This is a genomic window from Variovorax sp. 05L425, from assembly GCF_056397705.1.
Window position 1 is genome coordinate 83,034 of the sequence record NZ_JBFTNY010000019.1, and the last position, 20,500, is coordinate 103,533.

Below are 20,500 nucleotides of genomic sequence, written 5' to 3' on the forward strand. Positions count from 1 at the left end.
GTTGAGGGATGCGTCCAAGTCCAAGGGGAGGCTGAACTCCCATGCCCATCGTCTGCGGAATCTGCGGAAGCGAAAACCGATCGAATGCAAAGTTCTGTATCGGCTGCGCAGGCCGGCTGCCGGGCTTCGCGCCGTCCGGAACCATGGCGTTGAAGGCTGACGGGGCGCCCTTTTCTGCGCAACCCGCTTTTTCTGCGCGTGCTCCGGGGCCCGATGTGACGTTCTCCGGCAGCACGCCCACCTCGTTCTGGCTTCACCTCGGGCTGGTGGGCCTGACGATGATCATCGCCTTCGTCGCGTGGTGCGTGTACGTCCTGCACCATGGCACCGCCCCGTGGACCCAGCTCACGCGAATGATGGCGCCCACGCCGGAACTGCGGCAGTCGGAGCCCGTCGTGAAAGCGAAGGCTCCGGAGTCGACCGTACCGGTACAGCCGACCGCCCTCGCGCCTGCGGCGGCGCCCGCGCCCGCAGCACCGGCGCCACCTGCACCGGCGCCACCGAGTTCGACAGCGACAGCGGCTGTTCGGCCGACAGACTCCGCGCCTGCGCCTGCCACCTCGCCGGCAGCCGCACTGGCATTGGCACCGGCGAGCAAGACCGCGTCCGTCGCCAATCCGCCAACCAGGAACGCCGGGCCCGAAAAGCGCACGAGCGAGCGCAACAGGCGGATTCTGCGCGACGAGGAAGCGGACTACGAGCCGGCCTACCAGATGCCGACACCTCAGCCCAGGACCTATCCGGATCCGGGTCCGCCCATCGCCCCCGGACCCGGTCCGCAGTACAGCTGGACGCGCCCGTCGCAGCGCAGCTATGACGATCCGGGTCCGCCGGTCGTCGCCGGGCCGGGTCCGCGCTATGAGGTGCGCCCGGAAGTCCGCGCGCCCTCTTCATCTGCCGCGGCGCCAAGCTCCGACCCAGGCCCACCCATTGCGATCGGTCCAGGGCCGAGATACGACTATTCGACCCCCGCCGCCAGAAAATAATTTGCAGATCCTCGCCGCGCGTTGTCGAAATGGCATCTTGCGCGCCGTCATTACACGAGCGATCCTGCTCGATGTACTTTCTTGCGAGGTTTCCATGCAATACATGCTGATGTTCTATCAACCCGAATCCGACTTCAATCTGCGCACTGAAGAGGCCGCCAAGGCCTACCGCGCCGGCTGGATGGACTACGTAGGCGCCATCCGCGAATCGGGTATCACGCTCAACGGTCACGGGTTGCAACCGCCGATGACCGGCACCACCCTCCGGGTTCGCGGCGACAAGCGCCAGGTGCAGGACGGCCCCTTCGCCGACACCAAGGAGCAACTCGGCGGTTATTTCGTGATCGACGTCGCCGATCTCGACACGGCGCTCGAATGGGCAGCGCGCGCTCCCTGCGCCTCGACCGGAGGCGTCGAGGTGCGGCCGGTCTTCACCACACCCCAGATGTGACGCCGCTCGCGGTCCACGAGGCGCGCGCGGCCGCCGAAAAGGCCGCGCGCCAGTCGTACGGTCGCCTCGTGGCCATCCTCTCGGCACGCACACGAGACATCGCCGCATCGGAAGACGCACTGGCCGACGCCTTTGCGCGCGCGCTGGAGCACTGGCCCGTCGACGGCGTGCCCGCGCAGCCCGAAGCGTGGCTGCTGAGCGTTGCGCGCAATCGCACGCTGGACGCCTGGCGCCACTCCCGCGTGCAGGATGACGCCACCCAGACGCTCGTTCTACTGGCCAACGAGGTCGGTGTCGACGTGCCGGGCCGCGACGCGGTGCCGGACGAGCGTCTGCGCCTGCTCTTCGTGTGCGCGCATCCCGCGATCGACGCCGCCGCGCGCGCGCCGCTGATGTTGCAGACGGTGCTGGGGCTGGACGCCGCCCGCATTGCTGGCGCCTTCCTCACCTCGCCCGCCACGCTCGGGCAACGGCTGGTGCGTGCCAAGTCACGCATCCGCGCGGCCGGCATTCCCTTCGAATACCCGCGCGCGGAGGATCTGTCGCAACGGCTGCAGGACGTGCTCGACGGCATCTATGCCACCTACGGCACCGGCTGGGACGACATCGACGGCGCCGAAGCCACGCAGCGCGGCCTCACGGCCGAAGCGATCGACCTGTGCCGCATCCTGTGCGGCCTGATGCCCCGCGAGGCCGAACCGCTGGGGTTGCTCGCGCTGATGCTGTTCTGCGAAAGCCGGGCTGCGGCGCGTCGCGGCGATGCGGGCGACTACGTGCCGCTCGACGACCAGGACACGACGCGCTGGAACCACGCGCTGCGCGAGCAGGCCGAGCAGGCATTGCGCGCCGCGGCAGCGATGAACCAGCCGGGTGCATACCAGATGGAAGCTGCCATCCAGTCCGCGCACTGCGCACGGCGGCTCGGCGCGCAGGTGCCGCCGCAGGCGCTGGTCGCGCTGTACGACGGGCTTCTCGCCTTACGCCCGAGCATCGGTGCGCACGTCAGCCACGCCTGCGCGGTCGCAAACGCCGCCGGCCCAGCCGAAGGCCTCCGCGCGCTCGATGCTTTCGCGCCGGCCGACGTCGCCAACTACCAACCCTACTGGGCGGCCCGCGCGCATCTCCTCGGCCAGACCGGCAACGCGGCCGAAGCGCGACAGGCCTATGCCCGTGCAGCGGGCCTCAGCACCAGTGCGGCGGTTCGCGACTACCTGGCCTCAGCGGCTGCCCGACTCTGATCGTCGGCGCAAGGCGAGACAATCGCCCGATGCTGCTTCGCACCTTTTCATGGCAGGAACTGCGCCACCATCCCTGGCGCAACGCGGCAGCGATCATCGCCGTGATGCTGGGCGTGGCGCTGGCTTTCTCGGTGCAGTTGATCAACGCCTCGGCGCTCGACGAGTTCTCGAGCGCGGTGCGTTCGGTCAATGGCCAGCCCGACCTCGAACTGCGCGCCGTGCAAGGCAGCTTCGACGAAGCCGTCTTTGCGCAGGTGGCACGACAGCCGCAGGTGATGCTGGCAAGCCCGGTCCTCGAGCTTCAAGGCATCGCGCTGGTCGGCGATCGGCGTGTGGCGCTGCGCGTGATCGGCGTCGATCCGCTCGTGTTGCCCACCATTGCGCCGGCACTGACGCCTCGGGTGGCCGAAGGCGGCAATCGCCTGGCGTCCCTCACGCCAGGCAACGTGTTCCTCAACGCTGCCGCGCGCAAGGCCTTGGGCGATGCCGCTACCACCGTTCAGTTGCGTGTGGGCACGCAAACGCACACGCTTCACGTCGCCGGCCAAGTCGCGGCGGGCGGCGCGGCGATCGCGGTGATGGACATCGGCGCGGCACAGGATCAGTTCGCCCGCGGCGGACAACTCACCCGCATCGACTTGCGGCTCGCGCCCGGCACCGACCATGGGGCTTTCATTCGATCGCTGCGTGCGTTGCCGGGATGGCCGTCCGGCATTCAAGCCGCCGAGCCGGGCGATGCAGCGGAGCGGGTCAGCAATCTCTCTCGGGCATACCGCGTCAACCTCACGGTGCTTGCGCTGGTGGCGCTCTTCACGGGCGCATTCCTGGTGTTCTCGGTGCTCGCGCTCAGCGTCGCCAAGCGCGCGCAGCAGTTTGCGTTGCTGGGCGTGCTCGGCCTCACGCCGCGCGAGCGGCTTCGGCTGGTGCTTGCCGAATCGCTGGTGCTCGGACTGATCGGCAGCGTGGCGGGTATCGCGCTCGGCACCTCGCTCGCCGAGTTCGCATTGAAGGTGTTGGGCGGCGATCTGGGCGGCGGCTATTTCGAAGGCGTCGCGCCGACCTTGCGGTGGAGTTGGGGGGCGGCGGTGCTCTATGGTGCGCTCGGCGTGCTGGCTGCTCTGGTTGGCGGCTGGTGGCCGGCGCGCGCGGCGCAGGCGCTGCCTGAGGCGCAGACGCTGAAGGGCCTGGGCGCTGCGCCCGCGCGAAATGGTGCGCACCGCGTGGCTCTGCTGCTTGTCGCCGCAGGCGCTGCGCTGGCGACGGCGCCGGCGGTCTTCGGCATTCCGATCGCGGCGTATCTCTCGGTCGGATTTCTGCTGGTCGGTGGCATCACGGCGCTGCCGTGGTTGATCGCCCTGCTCTATGACCGGCTGGCCCCTCTCTTCGCGCAGCGTCTGCTTCCGCTGCTGGCGATCGAGCGCGCGCGGCGCATGCGCGGCACGGCGGCGGTGGCCGTCAGCGGTGTGGTCGCAAGCCTGAGTCTGGCCGTGGCACTCACCGTCATGGTTGCGAGCTTTCGCGATTCGGTCACGCGATGGCTGGATGTCGTGCTACCGGCGGACCTTTACGTGCGCAGTGCCAGCGGCGGAAGCTCGACCAGCGAGCAGGCCTCTTTCTCGCCGGCGTTCGTGCAGGCGCTGGCCCACCTGCCGGGAGTGGCGCGCAGCGGCACGCTGCGCACGCGGGCGCTGCTTCTCGATCCGTCCCGGCCCGCCGTCACGCTGATCTCGCGGAGCCTGGACGACGATGCTTCACGATCGCTGCCCTTGCAAGGTCCGGCCGTGCCAGTGCCGCCCGGGCAGACAGGCATCTATGTGAGCGAGGCGATGGTCGAACTCTACGGCGCCAGGCCCGGCGCGGTATTCGAGCCGCTCACGCGCGCATGGCCGCCGGTCGCCGAGGGAAGCCGGCCGCCGGTGTTCTTCGTCGCAAGGGTCTGGCGCGACTACGTCCGCCAGTTCGGCGCGATCACGATGGATGCACGCGACTTCGAGCGCCTGACAGGCGACCGCAGCGTGAGCGACGTCGCGCTCTGGCTCACGCCCGGATCAGTCTCAAGCACGGTTCAGCAGTTGGTCCACGATCTGGCGGCGCGCGAACTAGGCGCCGCCGAGCCGATCGAGATTGCCTCGGTGAGCCAGATTCGCGCGACCTCGCTGCGCATCTTCGACCGCAGCTTCGCCGTCACCTATTGGCTGCAGGCGGTCGCGATCGGCATCGGCCTGTTCGGCATCGCCGCCAGCTTCAGCGCGCAGGTGCTTGCGCGGCGCAAGGAGTTCGGGCTGCTGGTACACCTGGGATTCACACGCGCACAGGTGCTCGCGGTCGTTGCCGGCGAAGGTGCTGCGTGGACGGCGATTGGCGCTGTCGCAGGGCTGGTGCTCGGCCTGGCGGTGTCGGTGGTGCTCGTGCACGTGGTCAATCCGCAAAGCTTCCACTGGACCATGGACCTGCTCGTGCCATGGGCCCGTCTCATCGCGCTGTGTGCAGCCGTTCTGGCCGCCGGCACGATCACAGCCTGGCTGGCTGGGCGTGCAGCGGCAGGGCACGATGCGGTGATGGCGGTCAAGGAAGACTGGTGATATCGACGAATGGCTCAGAATGCCCCCATGAACGCCTCCACCCCTAGCGACGGCACTTGGCTCGGCACCGCGATCCTCCGCATCGAGGCCGACTACCAGCGCAGCGCCGATACGCACTTGATTCCATTGCCGCTGCCCGCCTTCGCGTCGGCGGGCATCGACCTTTATTTGAAGGACGAGTCGACCCACCCGACCGGCAGCCTCAAGCACCGACTTGCGCGGTCGCTCTTCCTCTACGCGCTATGCAACGGCTGGATCTCCGAAGGCACGACGATCGTCGAAGCGTCGAGCGGTTCGACCGCCGTGAGCGAGGCCTACTTCGCGCGACTGCTCGGCCTGCCGTTCATCGCCGTGATGCCGCGCAGCACCTCGCCGGAGAAGCTGTCGCAAATCGCCTTCTACGGCGGCAGTTGTCATTTCGTCGAGCATGCGGGAGAGGTCTACGACGAGGCACGCACATTGGCGAGGCGCACGGGCGGCCACTACATGGACCAGTTCACCTACGCCGAGCGCGCCACCGACTGGCGCGGCAACAACAACATCGCGGAAAGCATGTTCCAGCAGATGAAGCGCGAGCGGCATCCGGTGCCGGCCTGGATCGTCGTGGGCGCAGGTACCGGCGGCACCAGCGCGACCATCGGCCGCTATGTGCGCTACTGCCGCCATGACACACGACTTTGCGTGGCCGATCCGGAAGGGTCGGTGTTCATGGCCTATCACGCAAGCGGCGACGCGGCATTGACGGCGCCGGGCTCACGCATCGAAGGCATCGGGCGGCCACGCGTGGAGCCCAGTTTCGTGCGCACGCTGGTCGACCGGATGATCGAGGTGCCGAACGTCGATTCCATCGCCGCGATGCGCGCGCTCTCCGACCTGCTCGGGCGCAAGGTCGGGCCGTCGACCGGCACCAACTTCATCGGCATGCTTGCGCTGGCGCATGAAATGCGCGCGGCCGGGCAGCAGGGTTCGATCCTCTCGCTGCTGTGCGATGCGGGCGAGCGCTATCTGCCGAGCTATCACGATGCCGATTGGGTGCAGAAGTCATTCGGCGATGTGGGCGAGGCGCAGAAGCGCGTTGACGCGGCACTCGCCGCCTGAGCATGACTGTGCACGGACTGTCCCGGCGCGCCCTGCTGCTGTGCACGCTCGCGGCGCCTGCGGCATGGGCTCTGCCGCCACGCACCATGCAGTTCCCGCGCGACTTCGGCAGCCACCCCGACCTCAACACCGAGTGGTGGTACATCACCGGCCAGGCCCACGCCGGGCCTCGCGAATTCGGGTTTCAGATCACCTTCTTTCGATCGCGGATCGCCGAGACGCAATCCATGCGGTCCGCCTTCGCGGCGCGGCAGGTGATCTTTGCGCATGCGGCCATCACCGATCTCGAAGGACGCAAGCTCTGGCACGACCAGCGCATCGCGCGCGCCGGCTTCGGCGTCGCCTCGGCCTCTGAGGACGACACCGACGTCCGGCTACGCAACTGGACGCTCCAGCGCGACGGCAAGGGCTATGCGGCCCGGCTGCCGGCCGAAGGATTCGCGCTCGACCTTCGCTTCGCGCCCACGCAGCCTGTGATGTTGCAAGGCGATGCCGGCCTCTCGCGCAAGGGACCCGAGGTCGAGCAGGCCAGCTACTACTACAGCGAACCGCAGCTCGCCACGCAGGGCCGGCTCACCTTGCAGGGTCGTAGTTTCGACGTGCAGGGCACCGCGTGGCTCGACCATGAATGGAGCGATGCCTATCTGCACCCCGACGCGGCAGGCTGGGACTGGATCGGCATGAACCTCTTCGACGGCAGCGCGCTGATGGCGTTCCGGATCCGCCGCCGCGACGGATCGGCGCTATGGGCCGGTGGCTCGATGCGCAGCCCGGACGGACGCCTGCGCGTGTTCGGACCGGACGATCTGCGCTTCGAGGCCGAAGGCCGATGGGTCAGCCCGCGGACGCGCGCGGACTACCCGATTCGCTGGCGCATCCAGACACCCGCCGGCACCTTCAGCGTGCACCCGCTGCTCGACGACCAGGAACTCGACAGCCGCGGCTCGACCGGCGCGGTGTACTGGGAGGGGCTGAGCGAACTGCGCGACGCACAGGGCCACGCAGTCGGCCGGGGCTACCTGGAACTGACCGGCTATGCGCAGGCGCTGAAATTCTGAGGGCCTGCCTCAACCCTTCGGCAGGCTGCGCCGGCGGTCGATGAAGGCGATGATCTCGCCCATGATCCCGCGCCGGAATGCCAGCACGCAGACCACGAAGATCAATCCGGTGACCATGGTGACCGACTCGCCGAGGGTGTTGAACCAATCCACCGTCGTGATCTGCGCCAGCAGGTGACCGAACTCGCCGATCTTGTTTTCGAGCAGCACCACCACGGCCGAGCCGACCAGCGGGCCTGAAAGCGTACCGAGGCCGCCCACCAGCGTCATCAGGATGACCTGGCCCGACGCGCTCCAGTGCACATCGGACAGCGTGGCGAAGCCCAGCACCAGGGTCTTGAGCGAACCGGCGAGTCCCGACAGCGCCGCCGAGATCACGAAGGCCAGCAGCTTGAAGCGGCTCACGTCATACCCCAGCGACAACGCGCGAGGCTCGTTTTCCTTGATGCCCTTGAGCACCTGGCCGAAGGGCGAATGGATGGTGCGCACGATCAGCAGGAATGCCGCGACAACGATGACCAGCGTCACGTAGTACATGGTGAGGTCGCTCTGCAGGTCGATCAGGCCGAAGAGCTTGCCGCGCGGCACGCCCTGCAGACCATCCTCGCCCCCGGTGAACTTCGCCTGCAGCGCGACGAAGAACACCATCTGCGCGAGCGCCAGCGTGATCATCGCGAAGTAGATTCCCTGCCGGCGAATCGCCAGCACCCCGAAGAGCCAACCCAGCAACGCGCCGGTGACGGTGCCGGCAATGAGGCCCAGTTCCGGCGTCAATCCCCAGACCTTCATTGCATGGCCCGCGACGTAGGCCGAGCCGCCGAGAAAGGCCGCATGGCCGAACGACAGCAGGCCGGTATAGCCGAGCAGCAGATTGAAGGCCGAAGCGAACAGCGCGAAGCACATCAGCTTCATCACGAACACCGGGTACGCGCCCACGAAGGGCGCCACGATCAACGCAACCAGAAGAAGCAGGTAGATGACAGTGGAAAGCTTTTTCATGCGGGCGCCGTCTTATTTTTCTTTTCCGAAGAGACCGGCGGGGCGGATGAGCAACACGATGACCATGATGACGAACACGACTGTGGACGAGGCCTCCGGGTAGAACACCTTCGTCAAGCCTTCGATGATGCCGAGGCCGAGGCCGGTCAGGATGGCGCCCATGATGGAGCCCATGCCGCCGATGACGACGACCGCGAACACCACGATGATCAGGTTCTGCCCCATCAGCGGCGACACCTGGATCACCGGCGCAGCAAGCACGCCCGCGAACGCAGCCAGCGCCGCACCGAAGGCGTAAGTCAGCGTGATCATCAGCGGCACGTTCACGCCGAAGGCTTCCACCAGGCGAGGGTTCTCGGTGCCGGCGCGCAGGTAGGCGCCGATGCGTGTCTTCTCGATCACGAACCAGGTCGAGAAGCACACGACCAGCGAGGCCAGCACAACCCAGGCGCGGTAGTTGGGCAGGATCATGAAGCCGAGATCGGTCGCACTCGCCAGCGCATCGGGGGTGTCGTAGGCGAGGCCCGAGACACCGTAGATCGAGCGGAACACGCCTTCGATCAGCAACGTCAGCCCGAGCGTGAGCAGCAGGCCGTAGAGATGGTCGAGCTTGTAGATCCAGCGCAGCAGAAGCCGCTCGATGACCACGCCGAAGAGCCCGACGATCACCGGCGCGACAACCAGCATCACCCAGTAGTTGACGTTGAAGTAGTTCATGGCCATCCAGGTCGACACCGCGCCCAGCATGAACAGCGCGCCATGGGCGAAGTTGATCACGTTGAGCAGGCCGAAGATCACCGCGAGCCCGAGGCTCAGGATGGCGTAGAACGACCCGTTGACCAACCCCAGGAGGAGCTGGCTCAACAAAGCGGGAAACGAGATGGTCATGAACGGTTCAACAGTCGCGCACTCTCAGTTGACAGGCCTTATTGCTTCCACAAGGCGCACTTGCTTTCGGCCTTGGTCGTGAAGACATCTTCACCCGGCAGCTTGGCGACGACCTTGTAGTAGTCCCACGGCTGCGTCGATTCGGCGGGCGACTTGACCTGCATCAGGTACATGTCGTGCACGAAGCGGCCGTCGGCGCGGATCTGGCCCTTGGCGTAGAAGTCGTTGATCGGCATCTTCTTGAGTTCGGTCATCACCTTGTCGGCATCGGTGCTCTTGGCGGCCTGCACGGCCTTCAGGTAGGTCATGGTGGCCGAGTAGTCGGCGGCCTGGATGTCGGTCGGCATGCGCTTCGTCTTGTCGAAGAACTTCTTGCCGAAGGCGCGGGTCTGCTCGTTCAGGTTCCAGTCCCAGCTCGTGGTGAGCAGCAGGCCTTCGGTGTTCTTCAGGCCCAGGCTGTGGATGTCGGTGATGAACACCAGCAGGCCCGCCATCTTCATGGTCTTGGTGACGCCGAATTCCTTCGCGGCCTTGATCGCGTTGATGGTGTCGCCGCCCGCGTTGGCCAGGCCGAGGATCTGCGCCTTGGAGTTCTGCGCCTGCAGCAGGAAGGACGAGAAGTCCGACGCGTTGAGCGGATGCTTGACGCTGCCCACGACCGTGCCGCCCTTCTCCTTGACGACCTTGGCCGTGTCGGCTTCGAGTGCCGCGCCGAATGCGTAGTCGGCGGTCAGGAAGAACCAGCTCTTGCCGCCGTTGGCGACCACCGCACCGCCGGTGCCCTTGGCGAGCGCCACGGTGTCGTAAGCGTAGTGCACGGTGTAGGGGCTGCACTGTTCGTTGGTGAGCTGCGATGCGCCGGCGCCGTTGACCATGAAGACGCGCTTCTTCTCCTGCGCCACCTTCGCCATCGCGAGGCCGGTGCCGGAATTGGTGCCGCCGAACAGCATCGTGAGGTTGTCGGTGTCGATCCACTCGCGCGCCTTCGACGCGGCGATGTCGGCCTTGTTCTGGTGGTCGGCCGTCACGAGTTCGACCGGCATGCCGTTGACCTTGCCGCCGAAGTCGTCGATCGCCATCTGGATCGCAGTCGCGCCGCCCTTGCCTTCGACGTCGGCGTAGAGACTGGACATGTCGGTGATGAACCCGATCTTGACCTTGTCTTCAGCCTGGGCGGCACCGGCCGCGAGCGCAACAGCAATGGAAACGGCGGAAAGGGCGATTGTCTTTTTCATGTCTCTGACTGGGTTGAAGGAAAAACGAATAGCCTGGGGAGTCATTTCCACAGGGCGCACTTGGAATCGGCCTTTGCCGTGAAGACCTGGTCACCCGGCAGCTTGGCGATCACCTTGAGATAGTCCCAGGGCTGCTTCGACTCGGCAGGCGACTTGACCTCGACCAGGTACATGTCGTGCACGTAGCGGCCATCGGCGCGAATGTGGCCCTTGGCGTAGAAGTCGTCGAGCTTCATGCTCTTGAGTTGCGCCATCACCTTGTCCGAATCGGTGGTCTTCGCCGCCTCCACCGCCTTCAGGTAGGTCATGGTGGCCGAGTAGTCCGCGGCCTGGATATCGGTCGGCATGCGCTTGGTCTTGTCGAAGAAGCGCTTGGCGAACTTGCGCGAGTCGTCGTTCAGGTCCCAGTACCAGCTCGTGGTGTGCAGCAGGCCCTCGGTGTTCTTGAGGCCCAGGCTGTGGATGTCGCTCAGGAAAATCAGCAAGCCGGCCAGCTTCATGGTCTTCGTGATGCCGAATTCCTTGGCCGCCTTGATGGAGTTGATGGTGTCACCGCCCGCGTTGGCCAGTCCGAGAATCTGTGCCTTGGAGTTCTGGGCCTGCAACAGGAAGGACGAGAAGTCTGAAGCATTCAGCGGATGCCGCACCGATCCGACCACCGTGCCGCCCTTGGCCTTGATCACGGCGGTGGTATCGGCTTCGAGTGCATGGCCGAAGGCATAGTCGGCGGTCAGGAAGAACCAGGTCTTCCCGCCGCGATCGACCACTGCGCCGCCCGTGCCCTTTGCGAGCGCGACCGTGTCGTACGCGTAGTGCACGGTGTAGGGGCTGCACTGCTCGTTGGTGAGCGCCGAGGAGGCGGCGCCGTTGTTGAAGTACACGCGCTTCTTTTCCTGCGCCACCTTGGCCGTCGCGAGCGCCGTGCCCGAATTGGTGCCGCCGAAGACCATCGTCACGCCGTCGGTGTCGATCCACTCGCGCGCCTTCGACGCGGCGATGTCGGCCTTGTTCTGGTGGTCGGCCGTCAACAGTTCGATCGGCTGGCCGAGCGCCTTGCCGCCGAAGTCGTCGATCGCCATCTGGATGGCCAGTGCGCCGTTCTTTCCTTCGAGGTCGGCGTACAGGCTGGACATGTCGGTGACGAAGCCGATCTTCACCTTCTCCTGTGCATGCGCGGGACTGGAGGCCAATGCCAATGCGGCAACGGCCAGTGAGAGTGCAGTGAGTGCGTTCTTCATACGGGACTCCATCGAATTGATAGGTTGATAAAGATCAGACGCCGAGCAGCTCGTTGAGCACCGGCATCTTGGCTTCGAGTTCGGCCGCACCGAATTTCTCCACGATGCGGCCGTGTTCCATCACATAGAAGCGGTCGGCCAGCGGCGCGGCGAAGCGGAAGTTCTGCTCGACCATCACCACGGTGTAGCCCTTGCCGCGCAGTGTATGGATCATGCGGGCAAGCGCCTGCACGATGACGGGGGCGAGCCCCTCGGAGATTTCATCGAGCAGCAGCAGCTTGGCGCCTGTGCGCAGGATGCGCCCGACGGCCAGCATTTGCTGCTCGCCGCCCGAAAGGCGCGTGCCCTGGCTGTTGCGCCGTTCGGCGAGATTGGGGAACATGGCGTAGATCTCTTCCACCGACATGCCCGGCCCTGATCCCTTCAACGGAGGCGGCAGCATCAGGTTTTCTTCGCACGAGAGGCTCGCGAAGATGCCGCGCTCCTCGGGGCAATAGCCGATGCCGTAGTGCGCGATCTTGTGCGTCGGCATGTCGATGGTCTCGGTGCCGTTGACCTTGATGCTGCCCTTGCGGGCGCCGGTCAGGCCCAGGATCGCACGCATCGTCGTGGTGCGCCCTGCACCATTGCGGCCGAGCAGCGTGACGACTTCGCCCGGCTGCACCACCATGTCGACGCCGTGCAGAACGTGCGATTCGCCGTACCAGGCTTGAAGGCCGTTGATCTCGAGTGCAGGCGTCGCCATCAGTGGGCTCCCTGCAGTTGGCCGTCGGTGGTGCCCATGTAGGCTTCCATCACTTGCGGATTGCGGGAGACCTCGGCATAGGGACCTTCGGCGAGCACGGCGCCGCGCTGCAGGACGGTGATGGTGTCGGCGATGGTCGACACCACGCTCATGTTGTGCTCCACCATCAGGATCGTGCGGCCGGCCGACACGCGCTTGATGAGATCGGCCACGCGATGCACGTCTTCGTGGCCCATGCCCTGCGTCGGTTCGTCGAGCAGCATCAGTTCGGGCTCCATCGCCAGCGTGGTCGCGATTTCGAGCGCGCGCTTTCGGCCGTAGGGAAGATTCACCGTCAATTCGTCGGCGAGGTCTTCGAGGCCGACTTCAGCCAGCAGCGAGCGCGCCCGCGCGTTGAGCGGCGTCAAGGACTGCTCGCTCTTCCAGAAGTGATACGAAGTGCCGAGCGCACGTTGCAGGCCGAGACGCACGTTTTCGAGCAGCGTCAGGTGGGGAAACACCGCCGAGATCTGAAACGAGCGGATGATGCCGCGCCGCGCGATCTGAGCGGGGCGTTCGCTGGTGATGTCCTGTCCATTGAACAGGATCGTTCCGGAGGTCGGCTCCAGAAACTTCGTCAGCAGATTGAAGCAGGTCGTCTTGCCTGCGCCGTTGGGCCCGATCAGTGCGTGGATCGATCCGCGCACCACCGACAGATCAACCTTGCTGACTGCCGTGAAGCCCTTGAATTCCTTGGTGAGCTGGCGCGTCTCGAGAATGATGTCAGTCATCTCGCGCGTTCACCCTCGTGCTGAAAAAAGTTTCGTTCATGCGGTCAGTCTGCACGTCCCACCGTGGGCCGCGCGGTCCCATTGTTTGCGGCTGTAACGAAACTTGCCTACTGGGGTTTGTCCGGCTCGCCCCCAGGTTGCCCGCACTTCGTGTCGGGCGCCCACCCCCTACCGGGGGCAAGACCAGCGGCCCGGCAAAGCCGGTTCCGCGGTCTTTCGCGAACGGGCCGCGCTTCGCGGGCCACGCACTATCGTCGACATGTTTTGTGGTCCCGGCACCACGCGCGAGCCGCCGCGGAACCGGCTTCGCCGGGCCGCCAGCGGCGCCCCCAGTAGGGGGTGGGCGGCTACACGAAGTGAGCCAACCTGGGGGCGAGCTCAGCTAGTGCGCTCCAGCGGCGGCGTCGGAGGCGCCGGGGCCGCGGGCGGGCTTGGCTAGCCAGACCAGGGGGATCAGCAGGAGGAAAAGGACGGCGGAGCCGTAGAAGACGTCGGCGGACGCGAGCATGAATGCTTGCTGGTCGACCAGACGGTTGATTTGGCCGAGCACCTGTTCGGCGCTGAAGCCGCTGCTGCCGAGGCCGGCCATGGCGCTGGATGTCGCCGAGCTGCTCTGCGTGACCGACTCGACCAGTTGCGCATGATGCAGCGCCGCCCGGTTCTCCCACAGGGTGGTCACGGTCGAGGTGCCGATGGCGCCAGCCGTGATCCGCAGGAAGTTCGACAGGCCCGACGCCGCCGGGATCCGATCCGGCGTCAGACCGGACAAGGTGATCGTCACCAGCGGAATGAAGAAGAACGCCATCGCCACACCCTGGATGATCGTGGGGATCATGATCGTCCAGAAGTCAGCCTGAGTGTTGAAGTTGGAGCGCATCCACAACACCAGCGCGAACACGAGGAACGAGAAGGTCGCATAGCGGCGCGGATCGACCTTCGCGACCGTAAGCCCGACGATCGGCGAGAAGAAGATCGCCAGCATCCCCACGGGGGCCATGATCATGCCGGCCTGCGTCGCCGTGTAGCCCATGAACTGTTGCAGCCACAGCGGCAGGAGCACCACGTTGCCGAAGAACAACCCGTACGCTACGGCCGTCGCGAAAGCCCCTGACCAGAAGTTGCGCCGCTTGAAGAGCGAGAGGTCGACCACTGGATGCTTGTCGGTGAGCTCCCACGCCAGGAAGAACGCGAAGCCGACCACGGCAACGATCGCGAGCGTCAGGATCGTCGCCGAATGGAACCAGTCCAGTTCCTTGCCCTTGTCGAGCATGAGCTGGAGCGAGCCGACCCATAGCACCAGAAGCGCAAGGCCGATGCCGTCGATTGGCACCTTGCGTGTGCCGCTTTCGCGCTTGCGATAGAGGCCCCAGGTGATGGCCGCAGCGAGCAGCCCGACCGGGATATTGATATAGAAGATCCAGGGCCAGGAGATGTTGTCGGTGATCCATCCACCGAGCAACGGCCCCATGACGGGCGCCACCAGTGTGGTCATCGACCACATCGCCATCGCGAGGCCCGCCTTGGCGCGCGGATAGCTCGACAGCAGCAGCGTCTGTGACAACGGGATCATCGGGCCCGCCACAAAGCCCTGCAATGCACGAAACGCGATCAGCATGGTCATGTTCGGCGCCAGCCCGCACAGCCACGAGGTGATGATGAACAGCAGCACGCTCGCCATGAACAGGCGCACCTGCCCGAAACGCTGCGTCAGCCAGCCGGTGAGCGGCACCGCAATGGCGTTGGACACCGCGAAACTCGTGATGACCCAGGTGCCCTGCGTCGAACTGACGCCGAGATCGCCAGCGATCGCGGGCAACGAGACGTTCGCGATCGACGTGTCCAGCACGTTCATGAAGGTCGCAGCAGAGAGCGCGATCGTGCCCCACAGGCGGGCAGAGCCTTCCAGTGGCGGCAACGGCTGGGAAGCGGGGGCGTTCGACATCGCGCGAGCCCGACCGATCAGCCCGGCTGTCCTTGCGTGGGCTGGGGCGTGCCTGAGTTGGCGCCGCCGCTCGATGCCGGCGTCTTGCTCGGCACTTCGTGGCCAAGATTCGCGGCAATGATGCGCGCGACTTCGGCGTCAGCACCGTGTTCCAGCTTGCTATAGACCTCCGTCTGGGTGGCTGCGCTCTCGCGAGGTGCGTCGGCCAGCATCTTGCCGCCCTTGTCGCTCACGTCGATTTCAGCGTCCATCGAGAGACCCACGCGCAGCGGATTGGCCTTGAGTTGTTCTGCATCGAGGCCGATGCGAACAGGCACGCGCTGCACGACCTTGATCCAGTTGCCCGTCGCGTTCTGTGCGGGGAGCAGCGCGAAGGCCGCACCGGTGCCGACGCCGAGACCGGCGACGTGACCGTCGTACTCGACCTTCTTGCCGTAAAGGTCGGCCGTGAGCTTCACAGGCTGGCCGATGCGGATATTGCGCAGCTGGACTTCCTTGAAATTGGCATCGACCCAGAGCTGGTTGAGCGGCACGATCGACATCATCGGCGTGCCGGCCGTCACGCGCTGGCCGAGTTGGACGGTGCGCTTGGCGACATAACCGTCGACGGGCGCCGGCATGCCGACGCGCTGGGTCGCCAGATAGGCCTCGCGCACCTTCGCAGCAGCGGCCTGCACGCTCGGATGCTGTTCGACTTTCGTGCCTTCCGTCAGCGACTGGTTGCTCGCCAGTTGTTCGCGTGCGGAGAGCAGACTGGCCTGTGCAGCCGCCAGTGCGCTCTTGGCATTGGCCAGCGCCGTTTCGGAGTGGTTGAGCTCTTCCTTCGACACCGCACCGTTGCCGGCCAGCGCCTGGCGCCGCTTCAGGTCGTCCTGCGCGCGGGCGATGTCGCTCTGCGCCCTGACGATGTCAGCCTGGCGAAGCGAAACTTGCGCAGCGAGCGATGCGTTGTTGACATACAGCGTGCGCGCCTGACGCACCGCCTGGGCAAGTGCGGCTTCGGCCTGGTCGAGCGCAACCCTGGCGTCGGACGGATCGAGCTGGACCAGGGGTTGGCCGGCCTTCACGAAGTCGGTGTCGTCGGCATTGATCGCCATCACGGTTCCGGCGATCTGCGGCGTGATCTGGATCACGTTGCCCTGCACGTAGGCGTTGTCGGTCGACTCATAGTGGCTGGCAACCAGCCATTCGTACACACCCCATCCCGCACCGGCAAGCACGACGACCGACGCGAGCGCGGTCAGCGCGCGGCGGCGCTTGTTGTTGGGAGCCGGCGCGTCGGCAGCGGCTTCGGCCGGTGCTGCGGGATTGGCGGCGTTGTTGTTTTCCATGGCGATATCTTTCGGGTTCAGACCAATGTTCAGGGGTGTGCGGTGTTGGATTCGGAGGACGCCGTCCGGGCGATGTCGGGCTGCCAGCCGCCACCCAGTGCGCGGACAAGAGCGACCTGGCTGTCGTAAGCGCGAGCGGAGAGATCCACACCGTCGCGACGCTGGCCCAGCACGGTGACTTCAGCCGACAGTACATCAAGATAGTTGCCGAGGCCCGCGCTGTACCGCTGCACAGCGATGTCGTAGGCTGCTTCAGCCGCATCCTGTCCTTCGCGCTGCTGGACCTGCTGGCGAGCGACGGACTGCACGCTGGTGATCTGGTCGGCAACGTCGCGAACTGCATCGAGAACGGTCGAGTTGTAGGTCTCGATCGCGCCGTCCAGATCGGCGGACTTGCCCCGCAGGTTGGCGCGCAGCTTGCCGCCTTCGAAGATCGGCAGGCGGATGGCGGGCCCCACACCCCACTGCTGGCTATCGGTCCTGAGCAGGTTGCCATAGCCGATGCTCTGGAAACCGGCGAAGGCCACCAGGTTGACGTTGGGATAGAACTGGGTCTTGGCGTTCTTCACGTCGCTGGTCGCCGATTCCACACGAAAACGTGCAGCAGCGATGTCGGCCCGAAGGCCCAGCAGGTCGACCGGGATTGTCGACTGCAGTGCCATCGGCTTCAGGTTGCCCAGGGCCGGCGGGACGAGCGATTGCGTGGCATTCGGCTTCGCCACCAGTGCATCGAGCGCATGCTGCGCAATCGCGATCTGCTCGTTCAGTGCCTCGATTTGCTGACGGGCCTCGGGGATGCTGGCTTCGCTCTGCTTCAACTGAAGCCGTGTATCAAGACCGGCGGATACCCGGTCGCGAACCAGCTTGTAGAGCTCCTCGCGCTGCGCAAGCGTGCGGTCGGCTACCGTCAGGCGATCATGCAGACGCGCCCACTGGATGTAGCCGCGCGCAACATTGCTGGCCAGCAGCACGCGCGCGGCGTCGGCGTCGGCAGCAGCGGCGTTGGCCGAGCCGATGGCGCTGTCGAGGGCGGAGCGATTCTTGCCGAAGAAGTCGATCTCCCAGCCTGCGTTCAGCTGCAAATTGCCAGTTGGCTGTGTGGAGCCACCGAGCGGGGCCGGATAGATGTAGGTGCCGGAAAACTTCTGGCGGGTGAGATCCAACGCGCCGTCGACGTGTGGCCTGTCAGCCGATTCGGCGACCGAGACCGCGGCCTGCGCCCGCGCGAGACGCGCGCGGGCGACCTGCAGATTGGGATTGCCTTCGAGCGCCTGATTGACCAACGCATTCAGCTGCGCATCACCAAAGGCAAGCCACCACTGGCTGTCGATCCTGGACGTTGCGGCCGGAGCGGCGGTCGGCGTGGAAGCCGGGACAGTCAGTCCGAGCGAATCGGCATCGCTCATCTTTGCCTGCGAAGAAATATTGCCCATGTCGGCACAGCCTGCGAGAGCCACTGCGACCGCGGCTGCCGCCACCGCGGTCATTCGGCGCAGAGCGCCCTCAGGAAGAAGATGTGTCATTTTTTTCTCCACGGGCCGACAGGGCCTGTGCGTTATCAAGAATGCGGCGCAGATAGCTCTTGAGCTGTTCCCATTCCTCGTCGGTGAATCCGGCAAGGTGCTCGTTCTGCACGCGGCTGAGCAAATGCGGTACTTGTTCGGCGGCAGCGCGCCCTTCGTCGGTGAGCTCGATGTTGACCACGCGGCGGTCGGCCACCGAGCGCACGCGTCGGCACAGGCCTTTTGCTTCGAGACGATCCAGCAGCCGGGTCATGGCGCCGGTGTCGAGTTCGCATTCGCGCGCCAGTTCGGCCACCGTCGTCGCCTGCCCCATGTGGAGCTTGTGCAGCGGCACCCACTGCGGATAAGTCGGGCTGCCGGGCTCGCACATGCGGAGTTCGACAGCCTGGCCGACCGCCGACATGATGCGGCGCATCAGATAGCCAATGCTCTCCTCCGACCGATAGTTCTCGGCCTTGTAGAAGGCCTTGACGGGCAGCGGTTTGCCGGCCTGGGAAACCAGGGACTTGGTTTCGTGACTCTTGGAATCGGACATCTCTGAATATTAATTGCCGCGACAATTACTGTCAAGGCGACTTTTGCAAAGGCAACCGTTAGCTAGAATCGGGCCATGGCCTCTTCTGCTTCCCCCGCGCCCGCCAAAGGCTCTCCAAAGTCGTTGTCCGGGCTGGCTCCGTTCCTCCGCCCCTACCGCATCCAGATCGTCCTCGCCGGCGTTTTTCTCGTTCTGGCGGCGGCGACCACGCTGGTCTTCCCTGTTGCACTGCGGAGCCTGATCGACGGCGGACTTGTTTCCAGCGACAAGGGTGCCCAGACGATGGCGCTGCGCGAGCACTTTGTCGCCCTGTTCGCCGTGGCCGTGGCGCTCGGACTTTTTTCCGCCGCACGCTTCTACACGGTCAGCTGGCTCGGCGAACGCGTGACGGCGGATCTGCGCAACGCAGTCTATTCACACGTCCTGCGGCAAAGCCCCGTCTTCTTCGAAACCACTCAGACGGGAGAGGTACTCTCGCGCCTGACGGCCGACACCACGCTGGTGCAAACGGTGGTCGGGTCCTCGCTGAGCATGGGGTTGCGCAATGCAGTCATGGGCGTGGGCGCGCTCGCCATACTGATCTGGACCAATCCCTACGTGATGGTGCAGGTGCTCGGCATCCTGGTGCTCGTGGTGTTGCCCAGCATGTGGTTCGGACGGCGCGTACGCAAGTTGTCGCGCGCCAGCCAGGACCGCGTGGCGGATTCGAGCGCGATTGCCGCGGAAGTACTCAACGCCATCCCGGTCGTCCAAAGCTACACGGCGGAAGCTCGCGAAGCCGCTCGCTTCGATGCTTCGACCGATAGCGCCTTCCACACCGCCGTTCGCCGCACGAAGGCACGTTCCGTCCTGGTGGCTTTCATCATCATCGCGACATCGGCCGCCCTGCTGTGGGGCCTGTATCAAGGCACACAAGCGGTGCTGCACGGCGAGATCACGGCGGGCCACCTCGGGCAAACGGTGGTTTACGTGATCATCCTGGCGAGCGCAGCGGCGGTGCTCGGCGAGGTCTACGGTGACTTGTTGCGCGCAGCCGGTGCCACGGAACGCCTGATGGAACTGCTCCACGCAAAGCCGGTGATCCTGTCGCCCGCTCAGCCCGCCCAGGCGCCGATTCCCGAGGCAGGGAGCACCGTCAGCTTCGAAGCGGTGGGTTTTCATTACCCCTCTCGACCCGGCACCCCTGCCCTGCGCGACTTCAACCTGACCGTGGCGCCGGGCGAGACCGTGGCGCTGGTCGGATCGAGCGGCGCGGGCAAGAGCACGGTCTTCCAGCTTCTGCTGCGCTACTACGACCCGCAATTCGGGCGCATCGTGCTGGACGGTGCCCCTCTCTCGGCACTCTCGCTCGACGAACTGCGCAATCGCATCGGCCTGGTGCCGCAGGACGCGGTCATTTTCTCGGCCAGCGCTTTCGAGAACATCCGCTACGGCCGGCCCGACGCAAGCGTCGAGGAAGTCCATGCGGCAGCGAAGGCCGCGTTCGCGGACGGCTTCCTGCGAGCCTTGCCCGAGGGATATGACACATTCCTGGGTGAACGCGGCGTGCGCCTGTCTGGCGGCCAGCGGCAGCGCATCGCCATCGCCCGTGCCATGCTCAAGAATCCTCCTTTGCTGCTGCTCGACGAGGCGACCAGCGCCCTCGATGCCGAAAGCGAACGCATGGTCCAGGCTGCACTCGAATCCGCGATGACCGGCCGCACCACCATCGTGATCGCGCACCGCCTCGCGACAGTGCAAAAGGCAGACCGCATCGTGGTGCTCGACCACGGCGGCATTGTCGAGCAGGGAACGCACTCGACGCTCGTGGCGCAGAACGGCGTCTATGCGCGCCTGGCGGCGCTGCAATTCGCAGCCTGAGGCCGCCGCTATCGCTGCAGC

General features: G+C 65.8%; 17 protein-coding genes. 7 read left to right on the plus strand and 10 right to left on the minus strand.

Features of this window, described 5'->3' with window-relative positions:
- Positions 1 to 215: 215 nt before the first annotated feature.
- From AC1DN9_RS21240 to AC1DN9_RS21265, 6 genes are all read left to right on the plus strand, one after another.
- A complete protein-coding gene (locus tag AC1DN9_RS21240) occupies positions 216 to 986 on the plus strand; it encodes a hypothetical protein (RefSeq protein ID WP_478103495.1) in 771 nt (256 codons plus the stop codon).
- A gap of 94 nt (positions 987 to 1,080) precedes the next feature.
- A complete protein-coding gene (locus AC1DN9_RS21245) occupies positions 1,081 to 1,437 on the plus strand; it encodes a YciI family protein (RefSeq protein ID WP_478103545.1) in 357 nt (118 codons plus the stop codon).
- Positions 1,434 to 2,675: an RNA polymerase sigma factor gene (locus tag AC1DN9_RS21250; protein ID WP_478103496.1), complete on the plus strand. Its 1,242-nt coding sequence runs from the start codon at positions 1,434 to 1,436 to the stop codon at positions 2,673 to 2,675. The genes AC1DN9_RS21245 and AC1DN9_RS21250 overlap by 4 nt, the downstream gene beginning before the upstream one ends.
- Positions 2,676 to 2,704: 29 nt before the next feature.
- Positions 2,705 to 5,257 carry an FtsX-like permease family protein gene (locus AC1DN9_RS21255; protein ID WP_478103497.1) on the plus strand — a complete coding sequence of 851 codons (2,553 nt, stop codon included), beginning with the start codon at positions 2,705 to 2,707 and terminating at the stop codon, positions 5,255 to 5,257.
- A gap of 27 nt (positions 5,258 to 5,284) precedes the next feature.
- Positions 5,285 to 6,355 (plus strand): PLP-dependent cysteine synthase family protein, encoded by a 1,071-nt coding sequence (locus AC1DN9_RS21260; protein ID WP_478103498.1) that lies wholly within the window; start codon positions 5,285 to 5,287, stop codon positions 6,353 to 6,355.
- A 2-nt stretch (positions 6,356 to 6,357) separates the two neighbouring features.
- Positions 6,358 to 7,413, plus strand: a complete 1,056-nt coding sequence (locus tag AC1DN9_RS21265; protein WP_478103500.1) for a lipocalin-like domain-containing protein — start codon at positions 6,358 to 6,360, stop codon at positions 7,411 to 7,413.
- A 9-nt stretch (positions 7,414 to 7,422) separates the two neighbouring features.
- Here AC1DN9_RS21265 and AC1DN9_RS21270 read toward each other — a convergent pair whose 3' ends face one another.
- The 10 genes from AC1DN9_RS21270 to AC1DN9_RS21315 all read right to left on the minus strand — a co-directional run bounded on the left by AC1DN9_RS21270 (position 7,423) and on the right by AC1DN9_RS21315 (position 18,619).
- Entirely contained in the window at positions 7,423 to 8,412 is a 990-nt protein-coding gene (locus AC1DN9_RS21270) for a branched-chain amino acid ABC transporter permease (protein ID WP_478103501.1), read from the minus strand.
- Positions 8,413 to 8,424: 12 nt separating this feature from the next.
- The gene (locus AC1DN9_RS21275; RefSeq protein WP_478103503.1) at positions 8,425 to 9,300 is read right to left on the minus strand and encodes a branched-chain amino acid ABC transporter permease; all 876 of its coding nucleotides are present in this window, start codon (positions 9,298 to 9,300) and stop codon (positions 8,425 to 8,427) included.
- A 38-nt stretch (positions 9,301 to 9,338) separates the two neighbouring features.
- A complete protein-coding gene (locus AC1DN9_RS21280) occupies positions 9,339 to 10,535 on the minus strand; it encodes an ABC transporter substrate-binding protein (RefSeq protein WP_478103505.1) in 1,197 nt (398 codons plus the stop codon).
- A 41-nt stretch (positions 10,536 to 10,576) separates the two neighbouring features.
- On the minus strand, positions 10,577 to 11,773 hold the full coding sequence (locus tag AC1DN9_RS21285; protein ID WP_478103506.1) for an ABC transporter substrate-binding protein: 1,197 nt from the start codon (positions 11,771 to 11,773) through the stop codon (positions 10,577 to 10,579).
- 34 nt (positions 11,774 to 11,807) lie between these two features.
- Positions 11,808 to 12,518 carry an ABC transporter ATP-binding protein gene (locus tag AC1DN9_RS21290; RefSeq protein WP_478103507.1) on the minus strand — a complete coding sequence of 237 codons (711 nt, stop codon included), beginning with the start codon at positions 12,516 to 12,518 and terminating at the stop codon, positions 11,808 to 11,810.
- Positions 12,518 to 13,288, minus strand: coding sequence for an ABC transporter ATP-binding protein (locus AC1DN9_RS21295; RefSeq protein WP_478103509.1), 771 nt, complete (start codon positions 13,286 to 13,288; stop codon positions 12,518 to 12,520). The genes AC1DN9_RS21290 and AC1DN9_RS21295 overlap by 1 nt, the downstream gene beginning before the upstream one ends.
- A gap of 382 nt (positions 13,289 to 13,670) precedes the next feature.
- Entirely contained in the window at positions 13,671 to 15,230 is a 1,560-nt protein-coding gene (locus AC1DN9_RS21300; protein ID WP_478103510.1) for a DHA2 family efflux MFS transporter permease subunit, read from the minus strand.
- Between the two features lie 17 nt (positions 15,231 to 15,247).
- Complete coding sequence (locus AC1DN9_RS21305) at positions 15,248 to 16,561, minus strand: EmrA/EmrK family multidrug efflux transporter periplasmic adaptor subunit (protein WP_478103511.1); 1,314 nt, start codon at positions 16,559 to 16,561, stop codon at positions 15,248 to 15,250.
- Between the two features lie 29 nt (positions 16,562 to 16,590).
- Positions 16,591 to 18,084: an efflux transporter outer membrane subunit gene (locus AC1DN9_RS21310; protein WP_478103513.1), complete on the minus strand. Its 1,494-nt coding sequence runs from the start codon at positions 18,082 to 18,084 to the stop codon at positions 16,591 to 16,593.
- A complete protein-coding gene (locus AC1DN9_RS21315) occupies positions 18,065 to 18,619 on the minus strand; it encodes a MarR family winged helix-turn-helix transcriptional regulator (RefSeq protein ID WP_478103514.1) in 555 nt (184 codons plus the stop codon). Before AC1DN9_RS21315 ends, AC1DN9_RS21310 begins: the two co-directional genes overlap by 20 nt.
- 75 nt (positions 18,620 to 18,694) lie before the next feature.
- Between AC1DN9_RS21315 and AC1DN9_RS21320 the strand changes: the two genes are divergently transcribed.
- Positions 18,695 to 20,479: an ABC transporter transmembrane domain-containing protein gene (locus AC1DN9_RS21320; protein WP_478103515.1), complete on the plus strand. Its 1,785-nt coding sequence runs from the start codon at positions 18,695 to 18,697 to the stop codon at positions 20,477 to 20,479.
- The last annotated feature ends 21 nt before the right edge of the window (positions 20,480 to 20,500 follow it).

What these genes read in the sequence shown, in the direction of transcription:
- AC1DN9_RS21245 (WP_478103545.1), top strand. Translation starts at nt 1,081, where the DNA reads ATGCAATACATGCTGATGTTCTATCAACCCGAATCCGACTTCAATCTG.
- AC1DN9_RS21255 (WP_478103497.1), top strand. Translation starts at nt 2,705, where the DNA reads ATGCTGCTTCGCACCTTTTCATGGCAGGAACTGCGCCACCATCCCTGG.
- AC1DN9_RS21260 (WP_478103498.1), top strand. Translation starts at nt 5,285, where the DNA reads ATGAACGCCTCCACCCCTAGCGACGGCACTTGGCTCGGCACCGCGATC.
- AC1DN9_RS21265 (WP_478103500.1), top strand. Translation starts at nt 6,358, where the DNA reads ATGACTGTGCACGGACTGTCCCGGCGCGCCCTGCTGCTGTGCACGCTC.
- AC1DN9_RS21270 (WP_478103501.1), bottom strand. Translation starts at nt 8,412, where the DNA reads ATGAAAAAGCTTTCCACTGTCATCTACCTGCTTCTTCTGGTTGCGTTG.
- AC1DN9_RS21275 (WP_478103503.1), bottom strand. Translation starts at nt 9,300, where the DNA reads ATGACCATCTCGTTTCCCGCTTTGTTGAGCCAGCTCCTCCTGGGGTTG.
- AC1DN9_RS21280 (WP_478103505.1), bottom strand. Translation starts at nt 10,535, where the DNA reads ATGAAAAAGACAATCGCCCTTTCCGCCGTTTCCATTGCTGTTGCGCTC.
- AC1DN9_RS21285 (WP_478103506.1), bottom strand. Translation starts at nt 11,773, where the DNA reads ATGAAGAACGCACTCACTGCACTCTCACTGGCCGTTGCCGCATTGGCA.
- AC1DN9_RS21290 (WP_478103507.1), bottom strand. Translation starts at nt 12,518, where the DNA reads ATGGCGACGCCTGCACTCGAGATCAACGGCCTTCAAGCCTGGTACGGC.
- AC1DN9_RS21295 (WP_478103509.1), bottom strand. Translation starts at nt 13,288, where the DNA reads ATGACTGACATCATTCTCGAGACGCGCCAGCTCACCAAGGAATTCAAG.
- AC1DN9_RS21300 (WP_478103510.1), bottom strand. Translation starts at nt 15,230, where the DNA reads ATGTCGAACGCCCCCGCTTCCCAGCCGTTGCCGCCACTGGAAGGCTCT.
- AC1DN9_RS21305 (WP_478103511.1), bottom strand. Translation starts at nt 16,561, where the DNA reads ATGGAAAACAACAACGCCGCCAATCCCGCAGCACCGGCCGAAGCCGCT.
- AC1DN9_RS21310 (WP_478103513.1), bottom strand. Translation starts at nt 18,084, where the DNA reads ATGACACATCTTCTTCCTGAGGGCGCTCTGCGCCGAATGACCGCGGTG.
- AC1DN9_RS21315 (WP_478103514.1), bottom strand. Translation starts at nt 18,619, where the DNA reads ATGTCCGATTCCAAGAGTCACGAAACCAAGTCCCTGGTTTCCCAGGCC.
- AC1DN9_RS21320 (WP_478103515.1), top strand. Translation starts at nt 18,695, where the DNA reads ATGGCCTCTTCTGCTTCCCCCGCGCCCGCCAAAGGCTCTCCAAAGTCG.